The 17421-nt window shown below is 56.2% G+C and carries 14 protein-coding genes, 1 tRNA gene, 1 riboswitch and 1 other annotated feature; of the genes, 12 read left to right on the top strand and 3 right to left on the bottom strand.

Going from position 1 to position 17421, the window contains the following annotated elements:
- Window positions 1-88: 88 nt before the first annotated feature.
- The 3 genes from FHS19_RS28360 (at window position 89) to FHS19_RS28350 (ending at window position 3628) form a co-directional block, all read left to right on the top strand.
- Window positions 89-2404, top strand: a complete 2316-nt coding sequence (locus FHS19_RS28360; RefSeq protein ID WP_183585491.1) for a heparinase II/III domain-containing protein — start codon at window positions 89-91, stop codon at window positions 2402-2404.
- Between the two features lie 36 nt (window positions 2405-2440).
- The gene (locus tag FHS19_RS28355) at window positions 2441-2758 is read left to right on the top strand and encodes a cupin domain-containing protein (RefSeq protein WP_076175515.1); all 318 of its coding nucleotides are present in this window, start codon (window positions 2441-2443) and stop codon (window positions 2756-2758) included.
- 360 nt (window positions 2759-3118) lie between these two features.
- Window positions 3119-3628: a metallophosphoesterase family protein gene (locus tag FHS19_RS28350; protein ID WP_183585489.1), complete on the top strand. Its 510-nt coding sequence runs from the start codon at window positions 3119-3121 to the stop codon at window positions 3626-3628.
- A 97-nt stretch (window positions 3629-3725) separates the two neighbouring features.
- Here the strand turns inward: FHS19_RS28350 and FHS19_RS28345 are convergent, their stop codons facing one another.
- Window positions 3726-3941, bottom strand: a complete 216-nt coding sequence (locus FHS19_RS28345) for a hypothetical protein (protein WP_204797575.1) — start codon at window positions 3939-3941, stop codon at window positions 3726-3728.
- A gap of 162 nt (window positions 3942-4103) precedes the next feature.
- Between FHS19_RS28345 and FHS19_RS28340 the strand changes: the two genes are divergently transcribed.
- Window positions 4104-4595 (top strand): hypothetical protein, encoded by a 492-nt coding sequence (locus FHS19_RS28340; RefSeq protein ID WP_183585487.1) that lies wholly within the window; start codon window positions 4104-4106, stop codon window positions 4593-4595.
- Between the two features lie 136 nt (window positions 4596-4731).
- Here the strand turns inward: FHS19_RS28340 and FHS19_RS28335 are convergent, their stop codons facing one another.
- Complete coding sequence (locus FHS19_RS28335) at window positions 4732-5595, bottom strand: SDR family NAD(P)-dependent oxidoreductase (RefSeq protein ID WP_183585485.1); 864 nt, start codon at window positions 5593-5595, stop codon at window positions 4732-4734.
- 100 nt (window positions 5596-5695) lie between these two features.
- Here FHS19_RS28335 and FHS19_RS28330 point away from each other — a divergent pair, with 100 nt between their 5' ends.
- The 3 genes from FHS19_RS28330 (at window position 5696) to FHS19_RS28320 (ending at window position 7060) form a co-directional block, all read left to right on the top strand.
- A complete protein-coding gene (locus FHS19_RS28330) occupies window positions 5696-6073 on the top strand; it encodes a MerR family transcriptional regulator (protein ID WP_183585476.1) in 378 nt (125 codons plus the stop codon).
- 151 nt (window positions 6074-6224) lie between these two features.
- Window positions 6225-6298 (top strand) — tRNA-Pro (locus FHS19_RS28325).
- A 153-nt stretch (window positions 6299-6451) separates the two neighbouring features.
- On the top strand, window positions 6452-7060 hold the full coding sequence (locus FHS19_RS28320) for a YdcF family protein (protein ID WP_183585474.1): 609 nt from the start codon (window positions 6452-6454) through the stop codon (window positions 7058-7060).
- Between the two features lie 128 nt (window positions 7061-7188).
- On the opposite strand, the gene FHS19_RS28315 is transcribed toward FHS19_RS28320, so the two are convergent.
- A complete protein-coding gene (locus FHS19_RS28315; RefSeq protein WP_183585472.1) occupies window positions 7189-8520 on the bottom strand; it encodes an APC family permease in 1332 nt (443 codons plus the stop codon).
- 260 nt (window positions 8521-8780) lie between these two features.
- Window positions 8781-8888: riboswitch (guanidine-I (ykkC/yxkD leader) on the top strand.
- A 117-nt stretch (window positions 8889-9005) separates the two neighbouring features.
- On the opposite strand from FHS19_RS28315, the gene FHS19_RS28310 reads away from it, so the two are divergent.
- The 5 genes from FHS19_RS28310 (at window position 9006) to FHS19_RS28290 (ending at window position 17140) form a co-directional block, all read left to right on the top strand.
- Complete coding sequence (locus tag FHS19_RS28310) at window positions 9006-9728, top strand: urea amidolyase associated protein UAAP1 (protein ID WP_183585470.1); 723 nt, start codon at window positions 9006-9008, stop codon at window positions 9726-9728.
- A gap of 2 nt (window positions 9729-9730) precedes the next feature.
- Window positions 9731-10399: an urea amidolyase associated protein UAAP2 gene (locus tag FHS19_RS28305; protein WP_183585468.1), complete on the top strand. Its 669-nt coding sequence runs from the start codon at window positions 9731-9733 to the stop codon at window positions 10397-10399.
- Window positions 10392-14024: an urea carboxylase gene (gene uca / locus FHS19_RS28300; RefSeq protein ID WP_183585466.1), complete on the top strand. Its 3633-nt coding sequence runs from the start codon at window positions 10392-10394 to the stop codon at window positions 14022-14024. The genes FHS19_RS28305 and uca overlap by 8 nt, the downstream gene beginning before the upstream one ends.
- Window positions 14021-15754 carry an allophanate hydrolase gene (gene atzF / locus FHS19_RS28295; protein ID WP_183585464.1) on the top strand — a complete coding sequence of 578 codons (1734 nt, stop codon included), beginning with the start codon at window positions 14021-14023 and terminating at the stop codon, window positions 15752-15754. Before uca ends, atzF begins: the two co-directional genes overlap by 4 nt.
- Window positions 15755-15929: 175 nt before the next feature.
- Window positions 15930-16187: a binding site (T-box leader), on the top strand.
- 164 nt (window positions 16188-16351) lie between these two features.
- A complete protein-coding gene (locus FHS19_RS28290) occupies window positions 16352-17140 on the top strand; it encodes a class I SAM-dependent methyltransferase (RefSeq protein ID WP_183585461.1) in 789 nt (262 codons plus the stop codon).
- Window positions 17141-17421: the final 281 nt, after the last annotated feature.

The raw sequence follows: 17421 nt of genomic DNA, 5'->3' as shown, positions 1-17421 counted from the left end.
AACGGAACAACGACATATAGAGCACAGCGAGATCAGGATCAGGGCAAAAGCTTACTACAGCGTCACCCAAACTGGAGGGATACGGACAATGGCAACGGCAAACGGATTGTATCAGCCGCAAAGCGGCGATTTAACGGTGCAGTATGCGCCTTCGGGGCAAACGGAGCTGATCGAGAACCCGCCGAGGTTTACCTGGATTCCGGCGAAGCTGGAAGATGACCGGTACGTGCTGGAGGTGTCATCCGCGCCGGATTTTACCGGGGAGACAACCCGAACCTACGGGCCGATCCCCTACAATTTCTTTACGCCTTCTGAGGCCTTGGAGCCGGGAATGTATTATTGGCGGTACGCGCTGCTCGAAGGGGAAGGGCCGGAGGCACAGCAATCCGAATGGAGCACCGTAAGAGATTTCCAGGTGCCGGAGGGGCTGCCGGAGACGGCGCTCCCATCCCGGAGCGAGCGCTACAGCCGCGTGCGCACCGGCCATCCCCGGCTGTGGCTGCAGCCGGATGAGCTGGAGGCATACCGCGGCACAGTAAGGGAGGACGCGGCAGGCAGCGGATGGCAGGCCTTCTTCGAGCAATCGGTCAAGCCTTGGCTGACCCGGGAGTTGATTGCGGAGCCGCAGCCCTACCCGGACAACCGCCGGACGGCGGCGCTGTGGCGCGGAAGCTATTTGGCCTGCCAGGAGGTGCTGTACGCCATCCGGCATCTGAGCGTTGCCGGTACCGTGCTGCAGGACGCCGGGCTGCTCGCGAAGGCGAAAGCCTGGCTGCTGCACGCCGCGTCCTGGGACCCGGACGGCCCGACCAGCCGCGACTATAACGACGAAGCGGCGTTTCGGATCGCCGCGGCGCTGGCCTGGGGCTACGACTGGCTCCACGGCGAGCTGACGTCGGATGAGCGTAAAGCGGTGCGGGAGCCGCTGCTCGCCCGGACCCGGCAGGTGGCATACCATGTGATCCAGCGCTCGAAGATCCATCATGTCCCTTATGACAGCCACGCCGTCCGCTCCTTATCCTCGGTGCTCGTGCCCTGCTGCATCGCGTTGTTCGGCGAGGAGCCGGAGGCCAGGGAATGGCTGGACTACACGGTGGAGTACTATTACACGCTGTTCTCCCCATGGGGAGGCAAGGACGGCGGCTGGGCCGAAGGGCCCCACTATTGGACGACGGGCATGGCTTACCTGACGGAGGGTCTGAACCTGCTCAAAAACTTTTCGGAGCTGGACGTGTTCCGGCGGCCTTTTTTTCAGCGTACAGGCGACTTCCCCCTCTACTGCTACAGCCCCACCACGTCGACACGCACGGCCTTTGGCGACAACTCGACGCTCGGGGACGACATCATCAAAAAGGTCGGCTTCAACATGCGCGAGTTTGCCGGCGTCACCGGAAACGGATGGTACCAATGGTACTTCGACCAGCTGAAGGACGCGAATCCGGAGGCTGACCGCATGTTTTACAACTACGGCTGGTGGGATTTTGCCTTCGATGACCTCGTGTACCGGCAGAATTACCCGCAGGTGGAGCCGGTGGAGCCTTCCGGCATCGAGCCGGTCAAATGGTTCCGAGATATCGGCTGGGTGGCGATGCACCACCGCCTGCACGATCCTGTGGAGCAGATTTCGCTCATCGCGAAGAGCAGCCGGTACGGCTCGGTCAGCCACAGCCACGGCGATCAGGGCGCGTTCCTGCTGCACGCTTATGGGGAGCCGCTGGCCATTGAGAGCGGGTATTACGTAGCGTTTAACAGCTCGATGCATCTGAATTGGCGCAGGCAGACCAGGTCCAAAAACGCCGTCCTCATCGACGGCCAGGGGCAGTTCGCCGGCATGAACAAGGCGCTGAACCTGGCAGCTAAAGGCGAGATCGAGGACGCCTGGCATGACAAAGGCGTATCCTACGCGCGTTTGAATCCAACCCCCGCTTACCGGGAGCACGTACCGTATTTGAAGCAGTATAAGCGCGAGATTTATTTTGTACAAAACAGCTACTTCGTTATTGTCGATTCGATCGATCTGGAGCAGCCGGGACGGGTGCAGTGGCTCTTCCACACGCTGTACGAGATGGAGCTGAAGGGCCAGTCCTTCCACGTGAACGGCAAGAAGGCCCTGATGGAAGGGCGCTTCATCTTCAGCACGTCCGGAGAGCTTGAGCTGTCGCAGACAAGCGGATTCGAGGGCGTAGATCCCGAGGAAATCGCCGGGCTGGATACGCACTGGCATCTGTCGGCGGAGACCCAGGCCGCGTCTTCGCACCGGATCGCCACACTGCTCGTGCCAAAGCGGCTGGACGAGGGGAGCAAGTACATTTCCTATTTTATGGACGATCAAGGATTCAGTTATAATTTGTATTTGACGGACAACGGGCAAACGCAGAAGATCGAAATCGCGAAGGCATTTTAGTTTATGAAATGACAAGCATAAGGAGGCGGAACAATCGTGAGCAATATCGGAGTTTGGGAGGACGCGGAGCCCGGCGTAAAACGCAAAATTTTGCAGCCGGGGGCGTCGCTGATGATGATGGAGGTGCATTTTGAAGCCGGCGCGGAAGGATATGAGCATGCCCACCCGCATGAGCAGATGTCCTATTGTCTGCGGGGGCGCGTCGAATTCACGATCGAAGGCAAGAAGACAGTCATCGCGCAGGGCGAACACATCGTCATTCCGATGGGCGCCAGGCATGGGGCGAAGGCGCTGGAGGCCAGCGCGCTGCTGGACTGCTTCACACCGCTGCGTGCCGATTTGATCAAGTATTAATTGGCGGCACGGCAGTCGTTGCTTCGGTTTGGCGTGGCCGAAGTTAGGCTGGGCCAAGTTCGTATCATTGACCGTACAATGACTGTATCATGACTGCCTTCACTCAAGCTGCCCCTAGACGGCCTCTCGGCACCCTTTGGACGTTGAAACGTCCATATGGAAGCCGCGGGGCGGTCTTTTTTTGTGCGGGACCACAGACAGTGGCGTTGCTATAATAGTTGGACAAGGGGAAAATAGCTGCGCAAGTCACTTATGATCATCAGTCAGGCAGGGTATAGATGGAGTAACTGCAAAAATGCAATTTTCTTGCGAAATGGGATCAGCCGAAAAGTGAACGGATTAAGAAAAGGAGGAACAGCAATGATTATTGGCATTGTTTCGGATACGCACTTAAGAGAAGGGAGAGTGAAGCTCCCTGCAAAGCTGACGGAAGCGTTCCGGGAGGTTGACCATATTCTCCATTTGGGCGATTGGATGACCCTGGAGGTGTACGATCAGCTGTCGAAATTAGCTCCCGTGGACGGCATCGCCGGTAATAATGACGGGTACGAAATGATAGAGCGTTTCGGCGAAAAAAAGATAATCTCCTTTGAAGGGGTACAGTTTGGGCTTGTTCACGGACATGAGCCTTATTCATCAAGAGCAGCCACTCCCCAGAAGGCTAGGAAGGCCTTTGAGGGCGAGCCGGTTTCCTGCATCCTGTTCGGCCATTCCCACCAGCCTTACCTGCAGATGGACGATGGCGTGCTGATGTTCAATCCGGGATCTCCTACAGACAAGCGCAGGGAGAAGTTGTATTCGTTTGGACTGCTTGAAATCAAAGAAGGTCAAGTCTTCCCCCGGCATGTTTTTTTTGAGGATAAAGGATAGGACTGAAGGGAAAAGGTTAAAAGGTCATGGCTGAGGGATAAACAATAAAGGATGGAGGCCTAGGGAACTCCCCTCAACCTCCTTTTTTTCTCACCTTTTAGTTGGTGTTAAACGACGGATGAATCAATTCCTCGCTGAGCTTCCATAACCGGATCGCCAGTTCCGTATCGGTGGCCCAGGGTCGTACGCCATTCGGGCGGGTGCTGTCCGCGGGAACGGCTTCCGCGATTTCCGCGTCTTCGCAATAAACGCCGCCAAGGCCATCCAACTGCGGGCTGACCGCGCACCATACGCTTGTTGCCGCCCTTACCAAAAGGAGAGGATAAAGAACATGGCATAGCGCTAAAAAAATGAACCGGAAGGTGAGGGAAGCATGGACAATGGAGATGCGGTTCCCCGGAATGTTCAGAATTGGTATAGAATCAGGCGTTATACTAATGGAAGCGTTGTACGAAGAGGGAGGTTATGTGTAATCATGAAAATTATTAGTCATTTTCAGGACGCAGCGCAAACCAGACACCGGGGAGTTGAGCCCTATTCACTTCAGGAAGTTCGGCTAACACCCGAAATGAACATCGAATATACCCGGGGTTTTTACATTCAGCACAACGGCGACTTGATCGGGATCGTGGCGACGGGAGAGGGACCGGTTTTCTTTCACAACCAGGACAAGTATCTTCTTCAGGAAGGCGGCTACTCCTTTTTGCTGCAGAAAAAAAATACGGAAAACATTTTCTTTTTCGAATGGCAGGGGGCTTGCGCGCTAAAAATCTCGTATACGCCCGTTCTGGTCAACCATGGCGGAAGATGGGTCGATGACCCGGTGTGGGACTTTTTCAGCTGGCTGACCAAGGCGGTAAGGAAAAAAAGGTTTGCCGGATACTATACCGTGGGCGAAATTTCCTCGCTGCTGGGCAACCGGGAAAAGTCTGCATCAGGGCAGGCGCTGGTTCAAATGCGGGCATAAATTGGTTTTCCAAAATACGGCTACACGTTTAAATAGCATACTTTACATCATTTACAAAGAACCGCCTCGCGGCGGTTCTTTGTTTTTTGCCCGTCATCAAGCCGCCGGTGATGTTCATGTTATCCGTTTGAAATGCTTACATCTTTGAAATACCGGCCAGTTCCTCGCTAATGCTCCATAACCGTCTTCCTATTTCTTCATCCTGCAATATAGGAAGAGTCATCAGCTGCTTCTTATCGTCGAAGAATACCCCGTTTACGTTTTCGACTTCTTTAGCAGCAGCTAAATACACCCCAATTTCGCAATCCTCTTTTGCCCGTCGATTAGCTAACTTTCCATACACTTTTATATACCAGGGAGCGTTGCGAGTCAGATTCGATTGAACCAATCCCGGGTGAAAGGTGAATGCCCTTACGCCTGTCCCTTCCAGCCGTCTCGCTAATTCATAAGTAAATATTACTCTGGCGAACAGCGCTTGGGTCGTCGCACCTAAACCGCTGAAGTGGTTTATAGACTGGACGTCCTCAATATTGAAGTTAGCTTTCTTGAGAAATCGGGGTGCTCCCGAAACGGTTATAACCCTCGATGGACGGCTCTCCTTCAGCGTATCCAGCAGCTCGTTCGTCAATAAAAAGTGGCTGAGATAATTTAGCGCAAATGTCCGCTCTATTCCTTCCGAGGTTAGCTGTTTTTCAAAATAAACCGCTCCCCCCACATTGGCCAAGACATCCAAGCGTTCATATTTCCGTTTAAACTCTTCACTCACTTTCCGGATGGAGGACTGAAGGGATAGGTCAGCCACCATGAATTCACCCTTCTCATTTCCCGTGGCTTCTGCAATATCGTGTAATGCTTTCTGTCCTCGTTCATGACTTCTGCTGATGATAACGATCTTTGCCCCTAGTTTTGCCAAACCCAGCGCGATGGCCTTTCCGACTCCGGATGTCCCGCCAGTGATCAGAACCACCTTGTTTTGAATATCCGTACTTGTTTCTTCCATTTCCCCTTCACCTCACGAATGAAATCATAGCTTTACATGGAACGTTACAGTATAAAGTGCACTTGATAGCAACACCGTTCTAACCTGCTATAATAAATAGATGGATAATAAATTTTCGAGTAAACAAGTATCTGAAAAAACCGGATTAAGCATTCCCACGCTGCGATATTATGAACAAATCGGGTTAATTGACGGGATCGAACGGGATGAAAAGGGGTATCGCCGGTATTCAGAATCCGATATTGCATGGTTTGAAATGATTAAATATTTTCGGGCACTGGATATGCCCATTCGTGAGATGCAGCAGTTTCTTGCCTTGCATCATCGCGAAAACTCTACCACAAGCGTGCGAAGGGAATTTATGGAGTCTTATCGTGGGAAAATCATCGATCAAAGGAAGGAACTTGAGAAGACGCTGAAGAAGATCGATCATAAAATCGATCTATTCAAAAGTCTTGAAGCCTCGAGTTCCAATTAAAAATTTATCCGCAAAGCTGCGCGCCTAAAGTATTGCAGGTGAGCGCGCCAATGCGCTATAATAGCGTTAAATACGGTTATGGAAAATGAAACCATTTCCATGGACTAAGCACATTGAGCGTTATAACCATGTCGCTATGCGGTTCATATATCGGGGTATGGCGCAGTCTGGTAGCGCGCACCCTTGGGGTGGGTGAGGCCGTGGGTTCGAATCCCGCTACTCCGATAGTTCCCTTAATCGCGCGGCGATGCCTGGGCATCGTCATCATATACGGCGTAATTGAGAACCATTTCAATTGTTGTTTCATACAATTGAAGTGGTTCTATCATTTATTGCAAGATTTTCTAAGAAATCCATAGGAAAACGGGGGTGCCGGAGATGATGATTTCAGAATGCAATCCCGGCCAATTATCGCGTGAGCAAATTTCCACACTGCTGTACAAGGGGATCTTCGATGACGGTCGGCCAGGCGACTGCATCTTCGTGTTCGGAAGCAATAAAGCCGCGAGGTACCGTGTTCCCGCAGCGGTTCAATTATACAAGGATGGCCGGGCACCGACGATTCTTTTTTCGGGAGGGACGACCTGGAAAGGGCAGCCACTGCCTGAGGCGTTGATGATGAAGGAAAGGGCGGTGGAATTGGGGGTCCCTGCCGGACAAATCCTGGTGGAGCAGGAGTCGCGGCATACGAAGGAGAATGTTCTTGCCTCGCTGCTTGTCCTGGACCGGGCGATTCCGCTGCACCGCATCCGCCGGATACTGATCGTCACTTCCGCATACCATATGCGGCGGGCGTACTTGACCTTAAAGACGTACATGCCCTCCTGGATCGAATACTCGATGTGTTCCGCAGAGGATGCGTCGACCCGGGAGGACAACTGGTGGTTGACGCCGGAAGGGTTCAACCGGGCTTCGAATGAAGCCGGCAAGCTGGTCCGGTATGTGCAAAACGGAATCATTGCGGACGATATTTTGGATATGGGTTAATTCCATGTTTCAGCTAAAAAAGGACAACGGCAGCGTCTGAGCGATTCAGGCGGGTCGTGTCCTTTTTCTTTTTTTCGAAATTCCGCTGCTCTTGCGTGAACGGTAGGATGGTGTTCCGTTGTTTCTCCTTAAACCGCGCTCTCCATTTCCGCGGCCGGTGCTTCATGAACCGCCGGTTTGGCCCGCCGCAGCGCATAGAACAACAGTCCGAATACGAGCCAGCCGCCGCCAAGCAGCAGTGAGGATACATCCAAAAGGGTGACGAGGTACAGCACGAAGCCGGCACCGAGGAGCGGGCACATCAGACGGAATATGAGGTCCTTGGGGGTTCGGCCCTTTTCGCGGACGATGTAGTGGAAAATCACCGACAGGTTGACGAACAGGAAAGCTGTCAGCGCGCCGAAATTCACGAATTTGATCGCCGTTTCGAGGCTGATGAACAAGGCGGACAAGGAGATGACGCTCGCCAGCACGATATTGAACACGGGCGTACGGAACTTGGGATGGATGGAAGCGAATGTTTTGGGCAGGAGAGAGGTTCTTCCCATGACGAACAGCAGCCGGGTGACGGTCGTCATGGAGGACATGCCTTGGGACAGGATGGAGAAAATGATGACGAACGTAAACACCGAGGCCAGCACGCTGCCTCCGATGGACTGCATCAGCTCAAAGCCGGCGGAGTCGGCGCTCGCAAACGAAAAGGAAGGGTACATTTGCTGGATCAAATAAGCGGTGGCAAAATACATCAGTCCGGCCAGAACGACAATGACCATAATGGCGCGGGGGATCGTCTTCTTCGGGTCTTTCGTTTCTTCAGCCATCGTCGTGATGGAGTCGAATCCGAGGAAGGAGAAGCAGACCAGCGAGGCTCCGGCCAGAATGGAAGAGAACGAGACGCCTTTTCCTGCGGCAAACGGATCGATGCCCGCGGTGATCCCGCCTTGCATCGCTTTGTAAACCAGGAGTGCACAGAAGCCGGCGATAAACAATATTTGCATCAGGACGAAGATTTTGCTGACATTAGCCGATGTTTTGATTCCAATGATATTAATCGCCATGACGACGGCCGTCAGGAGTATGATCCAGACCGCCGAGGGTATGGACGGGAACTGAGCGTTCAAATTAATTCCGAACATGAGCACGGCGATAATGCACGAAAATAAATAGTCGAGCAAGACGGCCCAGCCCACCACAAAGCCGAGGAACGGGTTCATCGCTTTGGTCACGTAGGTGTAGGCCGAACCGGAGACGGGGAAAGCTTTTGCCATTTGGCCGTAGCTTGCCGCCGTGAAGACGATGGCTACAAAAGCCAGCATGTAAGCGGCCAGGAGCATCCCTCCCGAGCCTTCGTGAAGCACGCCGAAACTGGTGAAAAAGATCATGGGCGACATCCAGGCCAGGCCCATGGTCACGACATGGGACAAGGTTAAATCTCTTTTTAATGTTATATTATTTGACATATTACATTCCTCCTCCAAAGGGATAAAGCAACTGACGACGATTCAATATGTCATGACACCTCACATTTTTGCAGGCTATTTCCGAAAAATCAAGTCTTTTTTCTTCGACGATTCACGATTTTACGGTTCTTCATGGTCTAAAACCTCACATTAATCCCCTAACCATAGCCAATTATCCGCATTTTCATTATTTTTTTGTAAGTTTTTATTGCATGATGCCAAGAATACATGTTAGTATTCATAACATAAACAACCGAATACAAAATGTCTTCTAGGGTTCCGGGCCGATCCAATCATCGGCTGGCTGGTCCGAGAGAAGGCGCACCGGGGCAGCCTGGTGTACACGGCGGGAAAAAAGCCCGGGAGAATCTATCAAAGTACGCTTTGATGTTTCTCCCGGGCTTTTTTTACTTTATATTCGCAGGTTCGAGGCTCACCTGGTGTTTATGCCCGGGCAGCAGGCCTGCTCCATAGGAGGAATGAAAATGACAGCAAGCTTTTCGATCACGATGGGTTCCGGCGGCAAATGGTCCGCCTATATCGGCCGAGGCAAGTCGGTCACCTTGACGGCGGCGGGCGATTCGGCGAATGTGTCCGTGCTGCTTTATCATGCACCGTATCCGTCAGAGAGGTACAACATGCCGGATTCGCTTAAAGCGCAGCATACCGCCTTTTATACGGCCGGTCACGTTCTAATGAGTGACCAGGGCCGCGTCCTTGCATCCATCACAGAAGATACCGTCGGCTGGCATGATCCTCTTGGCGGATACACGACCCGTAAGGGAACGGACGGCAAGTATGGTCCGACTTCGTACCAGCAGGAGCGCAACGCCTGGCTGCGAAGCGGCGAGGAGAACCTGACGGTGGAGCTGTACCGCCACAACCTAACGCCGCGGGATTTGAGCGCGCCGGTGAATTTCTTCTCGAAAGTGGTGTGTGAGCTGGACGGGACGATGAGGTATGTCCCCCAGCCAACCGATGGGCGCTCGGTCACCCTCCGGACGGAAATGGATGTGCTGCTGGTCGTGTCGAACACGCCGCATCCACTCAACCCCTCGGCGGTGTACCCGGGGGCAGCGGTGGAGATCCGTATAAAGGATGCCGCGCCAACGACGGAAGACGATCGGTGTGTGAACCACTGCGGCGAGAACCGGCGAGCTTTTGAAAACACGTGGAATGCCTATGCACTCACGAAAGGGGCGAATTGAAAATGAGCACATTTCAAGCGGTGGCAAGCGAACGAAACGCGGCGGATGCCGTGTACAACCACATCATTCCCGCAGGGGAGGGCTGGATTCATGACCTGCTCCCCGGGCAGGTGCTGCGCATCGTCGATATGGAGGGCAATCAGGCGGTGGACACCCTGTTTTATTCCAAGGAAAATCCAGGCGATCATTATAGTGCGGTCCGTACGATTACCCGCCAAAACAACATTTATCTGACGACAGGCTCGGTGCTCGTTGCTGAATCGGGCCGGGAGCTGCTGCAGATTACGGCCGACACCTGCGGCCGGCATGACACGCTTGGCGGTGCCTGCTCGGCACAGAGCAATACGGTGCGGTATTCCCACGACACGCTTCCGATGCATAACTGCCGGGACACCTTTATGCTCATGCTGGCGGGCCGGGATGAATACACAAAGCGGGATTTGGCCCCGAACGTCAATTTTTTCATGAATGTACCGGTGACGCCGGAAGGAGAGCTCACCTTTGCGGACGGCGTATCCGGCCCCGGACGTTACGTCGAGCTGACGGCGCTGGCACCGGTGACCGTCCTGATCAGCAACTGCCCGCAGCTGAACAATCCCTGCAATGCCTATAACCCGACGCCGGCGCAGGTGCTGATCTGGAATGCGGAAGGAGGCGAAGGCGATGTTTAAAAAGGTGCTGATCGCCAACCGCGGAACGATCGCGGTGCGGATTATCCGGACGCTGCGCTCTATGGGTATTGCGTCGGTGGCCGTGTACACGAAAGCGGACCGGGACAGCCTGCACGTGGAGCAGGCCGACGAAGCCGTACTGATTGGGGACGGTCCGGCCAAGGAGAGCTACGTGAATGCCGAGCTGATCCTCCGCACAGCTCTGGACACCGGGGCGGACGCAGTGCATCCCGGATACGGCTTCTTAAGCGAAAATGCGGGATTCGCCAGAGCCTGTGCAGAGCACGGCATCACGTTCATCGGGCCGTCCCCCGGGCATATCGAGCTGTTCGGCCTGAAGCATACTGCGCGTTCGATGGCCGAGCAGGCGGGGGTGCCGCTTCTGCCGGGCACGGGGCTTATTTCGTCGGTAGAAGAAGCAGCCGGGAGGGCTGAAGCGATCGGCTACCCCGTCATGCTGAAGAGCACGGCAGGCGGCGGGGGCATTGGAATGCGCATTTGCGGCGATGAATCGGCGCTGCGGGATGCATTCGAATCCGTAACCAGGCTGGCGGAGTCGAATTTCAATGACGGGGGCGTTTTTCTGGAGAAGTATATCGCGCGGGCGCGCCACGTCGAGGTGCAGATCTTCGGTAACGGCGACGGTGAAGCGATCGCTCTGGGCGAGCGCGACTGCTCCGTACAGCGCCGGAACCAGAAGATCATCGAAGAGACGCCGGCCCCGCTGCTGGCGGAACCGGTGCGTCAGGAAATGCACGAAAGCGCACGGCGCCTTGCTGCAGCCGCCGGTTACCGCAGTGCCGGCACGGTCGAGTTTCTGTACGATCCGCAAGACGAGAAGTACTACTTTCTGGAGGTGAACACCCGGCTGCAGGTGGAGCATGGCGTCACGGAGGAGGTGCTCGGCATCGACCTCGTGGAATGGATGGTCCGGGAGGCGGCCGGCGATCTGCCGGGGCTGGCACAGCGGGTGCGTGAACCGGAGGGGCACAGCCTGCAGGTGCGTTTGTATGCGGAGGACTGTGTCAATGCTTTCCGTCCGGCGGACGGCCGGATCGATGCGGTGGTCTGGCCGGAACGCGCAAGACTCGAGACGTGGATTCAGCCGGGCCTCGAAGTGACCACGCTCTATGATCCGATGCTGGCCAAAATCATCGTTCATGCAGAAACGCGGCAGGAAGCCGTCTCCCGGATGATCGAGGCGCTGCAGGCGCTGCGCGTGTACGGCGTCACGACGAACCAGTCTTATATCGAAGCTTTCCTGGACACTGATGCATTTCGCGAAGGGCGGGTCTATACAAACATGCTGGCCGGATTTGAGCCGGCCGAGCCGGCGATCGAGGTGCTGGACGGTGGCGTACAGACGACCGTACAGGACCTTCCGGGCCGAACGGGGTACTGGGATATCGGCGTACCTCCGTCAGGGCCGATGGACCGCCTGGCCTTTGCCATCGGCAACCGGCTGCTCGGCAATCCGGAGGAAGCGCCGGGCCTGGAAATGACGCTGCGCGGAGGAAGCTACCGCTTCCGCGGCGCCATGCGGTTCTGTCTGACCGGTGCCGACATGCTGGCAGAGCTGGACGGCGAACCGGTACCGGCGTATACCCCGGTGACGGCTTCGGCCGGATCGGTGCTGACACTGGGCGAAGCCGCCGCCGGGATGCGGGCTTACCTGCTCGTCACCGGCGGGCTGGATATGCCGCTGACGCTGGGCAGCGCGTCGACGTTTACGCTCGGCGGCTTCGGCGGGCATACCGGCAGCGCGCTTCGGCCGGGGGCGGTGCTCCGGGTCCGGAACGGTTCACCGGACCGCCAGCCCGAACCCCTAAGCTCCCTCGCAGCGGCATCGCGCCCGGCGCTGACGCGGGAATGGACCCTAGGGGTCATTCCCGGACCGCATTGTACCGCCGAATACCTGCTTCCGGCGTATTTGGACCAGCTGACCTCCACCGTGTGGGAGGTGCATTTCAACAGCTCGCGCACCGGCGTCCGCCTAATCGGCCCTGCGCCGCTGTGGGCCCGGGAGGACGGAGGCGACGCCGGGCTGCATCCGTCGAACATCCATGACAATGCCTATGCCGTCGGCGCCCTGGACCTGACGGGCGACATGCCGATCCTGCTCGGACCGGACGGGCCGAGCCTCGGCGGGTTCGTCTGCCCGGTCACGACCGCGACGGCGGAGCTTTGGAAGATCGGGCAGCTCCGCCCGGGCGATCAGGTCCGTTTCCGGCTGATTACAGTGGAGGAAGCCGAAGAACTGAGAGCCGCCCAGGAAACTTTCCTGCGGGAACTCTCCGGCGGAGAGGCCGTGCCGAAGCTGCCCGAGCTTCCGCATACATCCCGCGGCGACTATATGCCGCTGCTCGCTTACGAGGACGAAGAGCGGCGATTCCCGATCGCGGTGCGCTGCTCCGGGGACGAAAATATTTTGGTGGAATACGGGGAACGCGAACTCGACCTGCTGTACCGCTTCCAGGTGTATGTCCTGATGCAGGCGGTCACGGACAGCGGAAGCATCCCGTATATCGAAATGACACCGGGCATCCGCTCTCTGCAGATTCATGTCGACGCCTCCCGCATGTCTGTGAAGGAAGTGGCGGCGAAGGTGATGGAGATCGACCGGACGCTGCCGCCGCTCGATTCCATCGAGGTCCCTTCCAGGATCGTAAAGCTGCCCTTATCCTGGGACGATCCGGCCACAAGGCTGGCGATCGAGCGCTATCAGCAAAACGTGCGTCCGGATGCGCCTTGGTGCCCGAGCAACCTGGAGTTTATCCGGCGCATGAACGGGCTGGGCTCAATCGAGGAGGTGGCGGAAATCGTTTTTAACGCCTCCTATCTGGTCATGGGGCTGGGCGATGTGTACCTGGGCGCGCCGGTTGCGGTTCCGCTGGACCCCCGCCACCGTCTGGTGACGACCAAATACAATCCGGCCCGCACCTGGACGCCGGAGAATGCCGTCGGCATCGGCGGAGCCTACTTGTGTGTATACGGCATGGAAGGGCCAGGGGGTTACCAGTTCGTCGGGCGTACGGTGCAGATGTGGAACAAATTCCGCCGGACGGCGAACTTTGAGCAGGGGAAGCCGTGGCTGCTGCGCTTTTTTGACCAAATCCGCTTCTATCCGGTGTCGGAGGAGGAGCTGCTGCGAATGAGGGAGGACTTCCCGCGCGGGGAATTTACCGTAGACGTCGAAGAAACGACGTTTAATCTCGGCGAGTACCTCGCTTGGCTGGACACGACCCGGGAGGAATCGGCGGCATTCCGGACGTCCCGGCAGGCCGCATTTCAGCAGGAGCGCGCGTACTGGAAGGAGCTTGGCATCGCGGAGCATGTATCCGAACCGGAGGCGGCTGCGACCCAAGAGAAGGAGACGCTCCCGGAAGGAAGTCTGGGCGTAAACAGCTCAATGTCGGGCAGCGTCTGGAAAGTGCTCGTGAAGCCGGGGCAGGAGGTCCGCAAGGGTGAAACGATTATAATAGAAGAAAGTATGAAAATGGAGTTTTCCCAGCCTGCTCCGTTCGATGGCGTCATTGCCTCCGTCTTTGTGGCGTCCGGCGATCAGGTCCGGGCGGGTGACTGCATTGCGGCGATCTATCCGGTGGAAAAGGAGGCGGCATCATGAGCATTCAGGCGGTTCCATTCGAGCTGAGCATCCATGCCCTTCAGCAGGGTTATCGGAGCGGCAGCTTTACGCCGCAAGAGGTGATCGCGGCTATTATCGAACGTGCGGAGCGGGATAACGGGATGAATATTTGGATCACGCCGCCGGAAGAGGAGCGAATTGCCCCTTATCTCGAAGGGTTGAAGAGGCTGGATTCGGCTGTCTGTCCGTTATGGGGCATCCCCTTTGCCGTGAAGGACAACATCGACGTGGCCGGCTGGCCGGTCACTGCCGCTTGCCCCGACTATGCCTATGTACCGGAACGGCACGCGCCGGTGGTCGAGCGGCTGATCCGGGCCGGGGCGATTCCGGTGGGCAAGACGAATCTGGACCAGTTCGCCACCGGCCTCGTCGGTACCCGCAGCCCCTACGGCGAGACGCACAACGCGCTCCGTCCGGAGCTGATCAGCGGCGGCTCGAGCTCCGGCTCGGCCGTCAGCGTCGCCCGCGGGCAGGCCGCGTTTGCGCTCGGCACCGACACGGCCGGCTCGGGCCGGGTGCCCGCGGCGCTGAACGGCCTGGTCGGCTACAAGCCGGCCGTCGGCGCCTGGCCTGCGGCGGGCGTTGTGCCCGCCTGCCGCAGCATCGACTGCGTGACGGTATTCGCCCGTCACGTGGACGACGCGGCCGCCGTGGATGCGGCCGCACGCGGGTGGTGCGCGGACGATCCGTACTCCACGGACCGTCCGCTGCACCGCGGCGAGCAGCCGAAGACGTGGCTGCTCCCGCAGGGGCCGCCCGAGTTTTTCGGCCCGTTCGCGGCCGAATACGAGGCGGCCTGGGAACGGGCGAAGGAGACGATCGCCCGCTCCAGGGTTCTCGTGCAGCAGGTGGATGTGTCCCTGCTGCAGGAAGCGGCGGCCCTGCTGTACGAAGGGCCGCTCGTGGCCGAGCGCTGGAGCGGGCTCGCCGGCTTTATCGAGGCGCATCCGGGGTCAACGTTTCCGGTGACGGAAACGATTCTGCGCTCAGGGGCCAAGGCCGAGCATACGGCGGCAGCTCTCTTCCGCGCCCAGCACCGTTTGGCTGAGATCCGCCAAACGGTCAGATCCTGGCTGCGGCACGCCGTGCTGGTGCTGCCGACCTGCGGCGGCACGTGGACGAGGGAGCAGGTCGGCGCCGACCCCGTCGGAACGAACAGCAAGATGGGCCTCTATACGAACCACTGCAACCTGCTGGATCTCAGTGCGCTGGCGGTTCCGGCCGGGCTGGCGGGGCCGGGGCTCCCCTTTGGCGTGACGCTGTTTGCGCTGCCTGAAGAAGAAGCGAACCTGAACGAGGCCGCGCGCTTCCTGCTGCGGCAGCAGGACACGATCCGTGTCGCCGTTTGCGGGCTGCATATGCGCGGCATGCCGCTGGAGCCGCAGATGACGGGGCTCGGCGCGGTATTTGCGGAAGCGGCGCAAACCGCCCCGGTATACCGGCTGTACAAACTGGCGACCGAGCCGCCAAAGCCTGGGCTGGTACGGACGCCTCTAGGCGGGACGCCGATCGCGGTGGAGCTGTGGGATATGCCGGTGGGGTCTTTTGGCAGGTTTACGGCCTCGATCCCCGCGCCGCTCGGGATCGGTCGGGTGGAGCTTACGGACGGGCGGAGCGTGCCGGGTTTTGTCTGCGAGGCGTACGCCGCGGAAGGGGCACTGGACATCACGGTTTCCGGAGGCTGGAGAAACGCGATGGCGAAAGTATAATCGGCTTATAAGGGCTGCATCTCGGCAGCCTGTTCAACAATCGGGCGGTTAGCGTTGTAGTGCTGTTACATCCTTGGATGTATTATTGGGTGCCTTATGGGGCGTGGTTAAGAATAAAATCGTTGAATCCCTAATGAACGGATGATATACTCAATAAAATTCCAGTATATTCCTTATAAAGGCATCGATGAGAAAGAGTCATTGAACCTCGTCTTTTCCAGAGAGCCCCTATGAGCTGAAAAGGGGTAAAGATGAGCTCGATGAACATGGTCTCTGAGCTGCACTTCGAAACCGTATTGGGAGTAGGATGTGACGGGCGCACCCGTTATCGTGCTAGGGTATATACAAACATTTTTGACGTACCCGAAATAAGGTCGATGCGTGAGCGTCGATGAACTTGGGTGGTAACACGGAGATAACTCTCGTCCCTTTACGGGGCGGGAGTTTTTTAGATGATGATAGAATTTATCAAATTTTCCGCGGAGCTGAACGATTCTATAATCGCAAGAATAACTTCCGCTAAACGCAGTCTGTCTTCTGTGAAGGTACGTCGATGGATGTTTTTCTTGTCCAAATTGATTTGGGGAGGTATATGAGATGGAACGAAAATACACCTTTAATGAAATGGCCAAGGAGTACGATAAGTACCGACCAAGTTACCCGGATCAACTGTTTAGAGAAATGGTGGAGTACGCCGATTTGAAAACAACAGATGAAATCCTCGAAATTGGATGTGGTACGGGTCAAGCTACACGCGGAATCGTTAACTTAGGTTATTCCAAGATAACTGCCGTTGAGGCGGGTGAAAATCTGGCGGATTTGACGCGCAATAAATTCAGGGACAAACCCAGTGTCACGGTTATTCACTCTCCGTTTGAAGCTTGGCACCATAAGGGTACGCATTTTAAGCTGGCCATTTCGGGAACTGCGTTTCATTTCATCCAACCGCAAGAAGATGGGTACCGCAAAGTCTATGATCTCCTGAACGATCAAGGATCTGCCGCCTTTTTTTGGACCGTTCATATTCCATCTTTTAATGAAATATATAATGAAATTCGAGACATTTACAGAAAATACGCTCCCGAGCTCGATGACTCACGTAACCCTTCCCTGGAACAAATTATTGAGGAGCGCACGCAATTGACGTTACAAGGTGACCTATTCAATGAGCTTGAGGTCAAGCCGTATAAATGGGAAGACACCTATGCAGCAAGTGAGTACATTTCTTTGTTAAATACACATTCCAGACATCGGTTAATTCCGGAAAACGTGCGGCGTGACCTCTTTAAAGGTATAAGAGAGGTCATTGAAGAGCATGGCGGTACAATCGTTAAACCTCAGGCCGTTGTCTTATTCCTTGCAAGAAAAAATAAATTTGTTAAGTAGGTAATCTGGGTTAATGAGGCTAGCCGGGCCGGTCTTTACCGGTTCTGGCTTTTTTTATGGCAAACAGAGCTGGGTGATTGTTTTTACGAGCATACTTCGACCCTTTTTCCCACTTGGCAAAAAGGCAAGTGCTATTAACGCATGGCCCCCTCCTTCTCGGAAAATGTATTGACAACATGTGGAAGAGGGGATAGATTGAACTCATAAACACGTGTTTATGCCCAAAGGCGTTATTTTCTGGATGGCGAATGCCGGATTCGCGATCGTACATACAGGCATGT

The organism is Paenibacillus rhizosphaerae (genome assembly GCF_014192015.1).
Classification (GTDB): domain Bacteria; phylum Bacillota; class Bacilli; order Paenibacillales; family Paenibacillaceae; genus Paenibacillus_AQ; species Paenibacillus_AQ rhizosphaerae.
This window is presented reverse-complemented; position numbering and strand designations above follow the sequence as displayed.

Excerpts from the sequence above, each read along its gene's own strand:
- FHS19_RS28360 (WP_183585491.1), top strand. The coding sequence starts at position 89 with ATGGCAACGGCAAACGGATTGTATCAGCCGCAAAGCGGCGATTTAACG.
- FHS19_RS28350 (WP_183585489.1), top strand. The coding sequence starts at position 3,119 with ATGATTATTGGCATTGTTTCGGATACGCACTTAAGAGAAGGGAGAGTG.
- FHS19_RS28340 (WP_183585487.1), top strand. The coding sequence starts at position 4,104 with ATGAAAATTATTAGTCATTTTCAGGACGCAGCGCAAACCAGACACCGG.
- FHS19_RS28335 (WP_183585485.1), bottom strand. The coding sequence starts at position 5,595 with ATGGAAGAAACAAGTACGGATATTCAAAACAAGGTGGTTCTGATCACT.
- FHS19_RS28330 (WP_183585476.1), top strand. The coding sequence starts at position 5,696 with ATGGATAATAAATTTTCGAGTAAACAAGTATCTGAAAAAACCGGATTA.
- FHS19_RS28320 (WP_183585474.1), top strand. The coding sequence starts at position 6,452 with ATGATGATTTCAGAATGCAATCCCGGCCAATTATCGCGTGAGCAAATT.
- FHS19_RS28315 (WP_183585472.1), bottom strand. The coding sequence starts at position 8,520 with ATGTCAAATAATATAACATTAAAAAGAGATTTAACCTTGTCCCATGTC.
- FHS19_RS28310 (WP_183585470.1), top strand. The coding sequence starts at position 9,006 with ATGACAGCAAGCTTTTCGATCACGATGGGTTCCGGCGGCAAATGGTCC.
- FHS19_RS28305 (WP_183585468.1), top strand. The coding sequence starts at position 9,731 with ATGAGCACATTTCAAGCGGTGGCAAGCGAACGAAACGCGGCGGATGCC.
- uca (WP_183585466.1), top strand. The coding sequence starts at position 10,392 with ATGTTTAAAAAGGTGCTGATCGCCAACCGCGGAACGATCGCGGTGCGG.
- atzF (WP_183585464.1), top strand. The coding sequence starts at position 14,021 with ATGAGCATTCAGGCGGTTCCATTCGAGCTGAGCATCCATGCCCTTCAG.
- FHS19_RS28290 (WP_183585461.1), top strand. The coding sequence starts at position 16,352 with ATGGAACGAAAATACACCTTTAATGAAATGGCCAAGGAGTACGATAAG.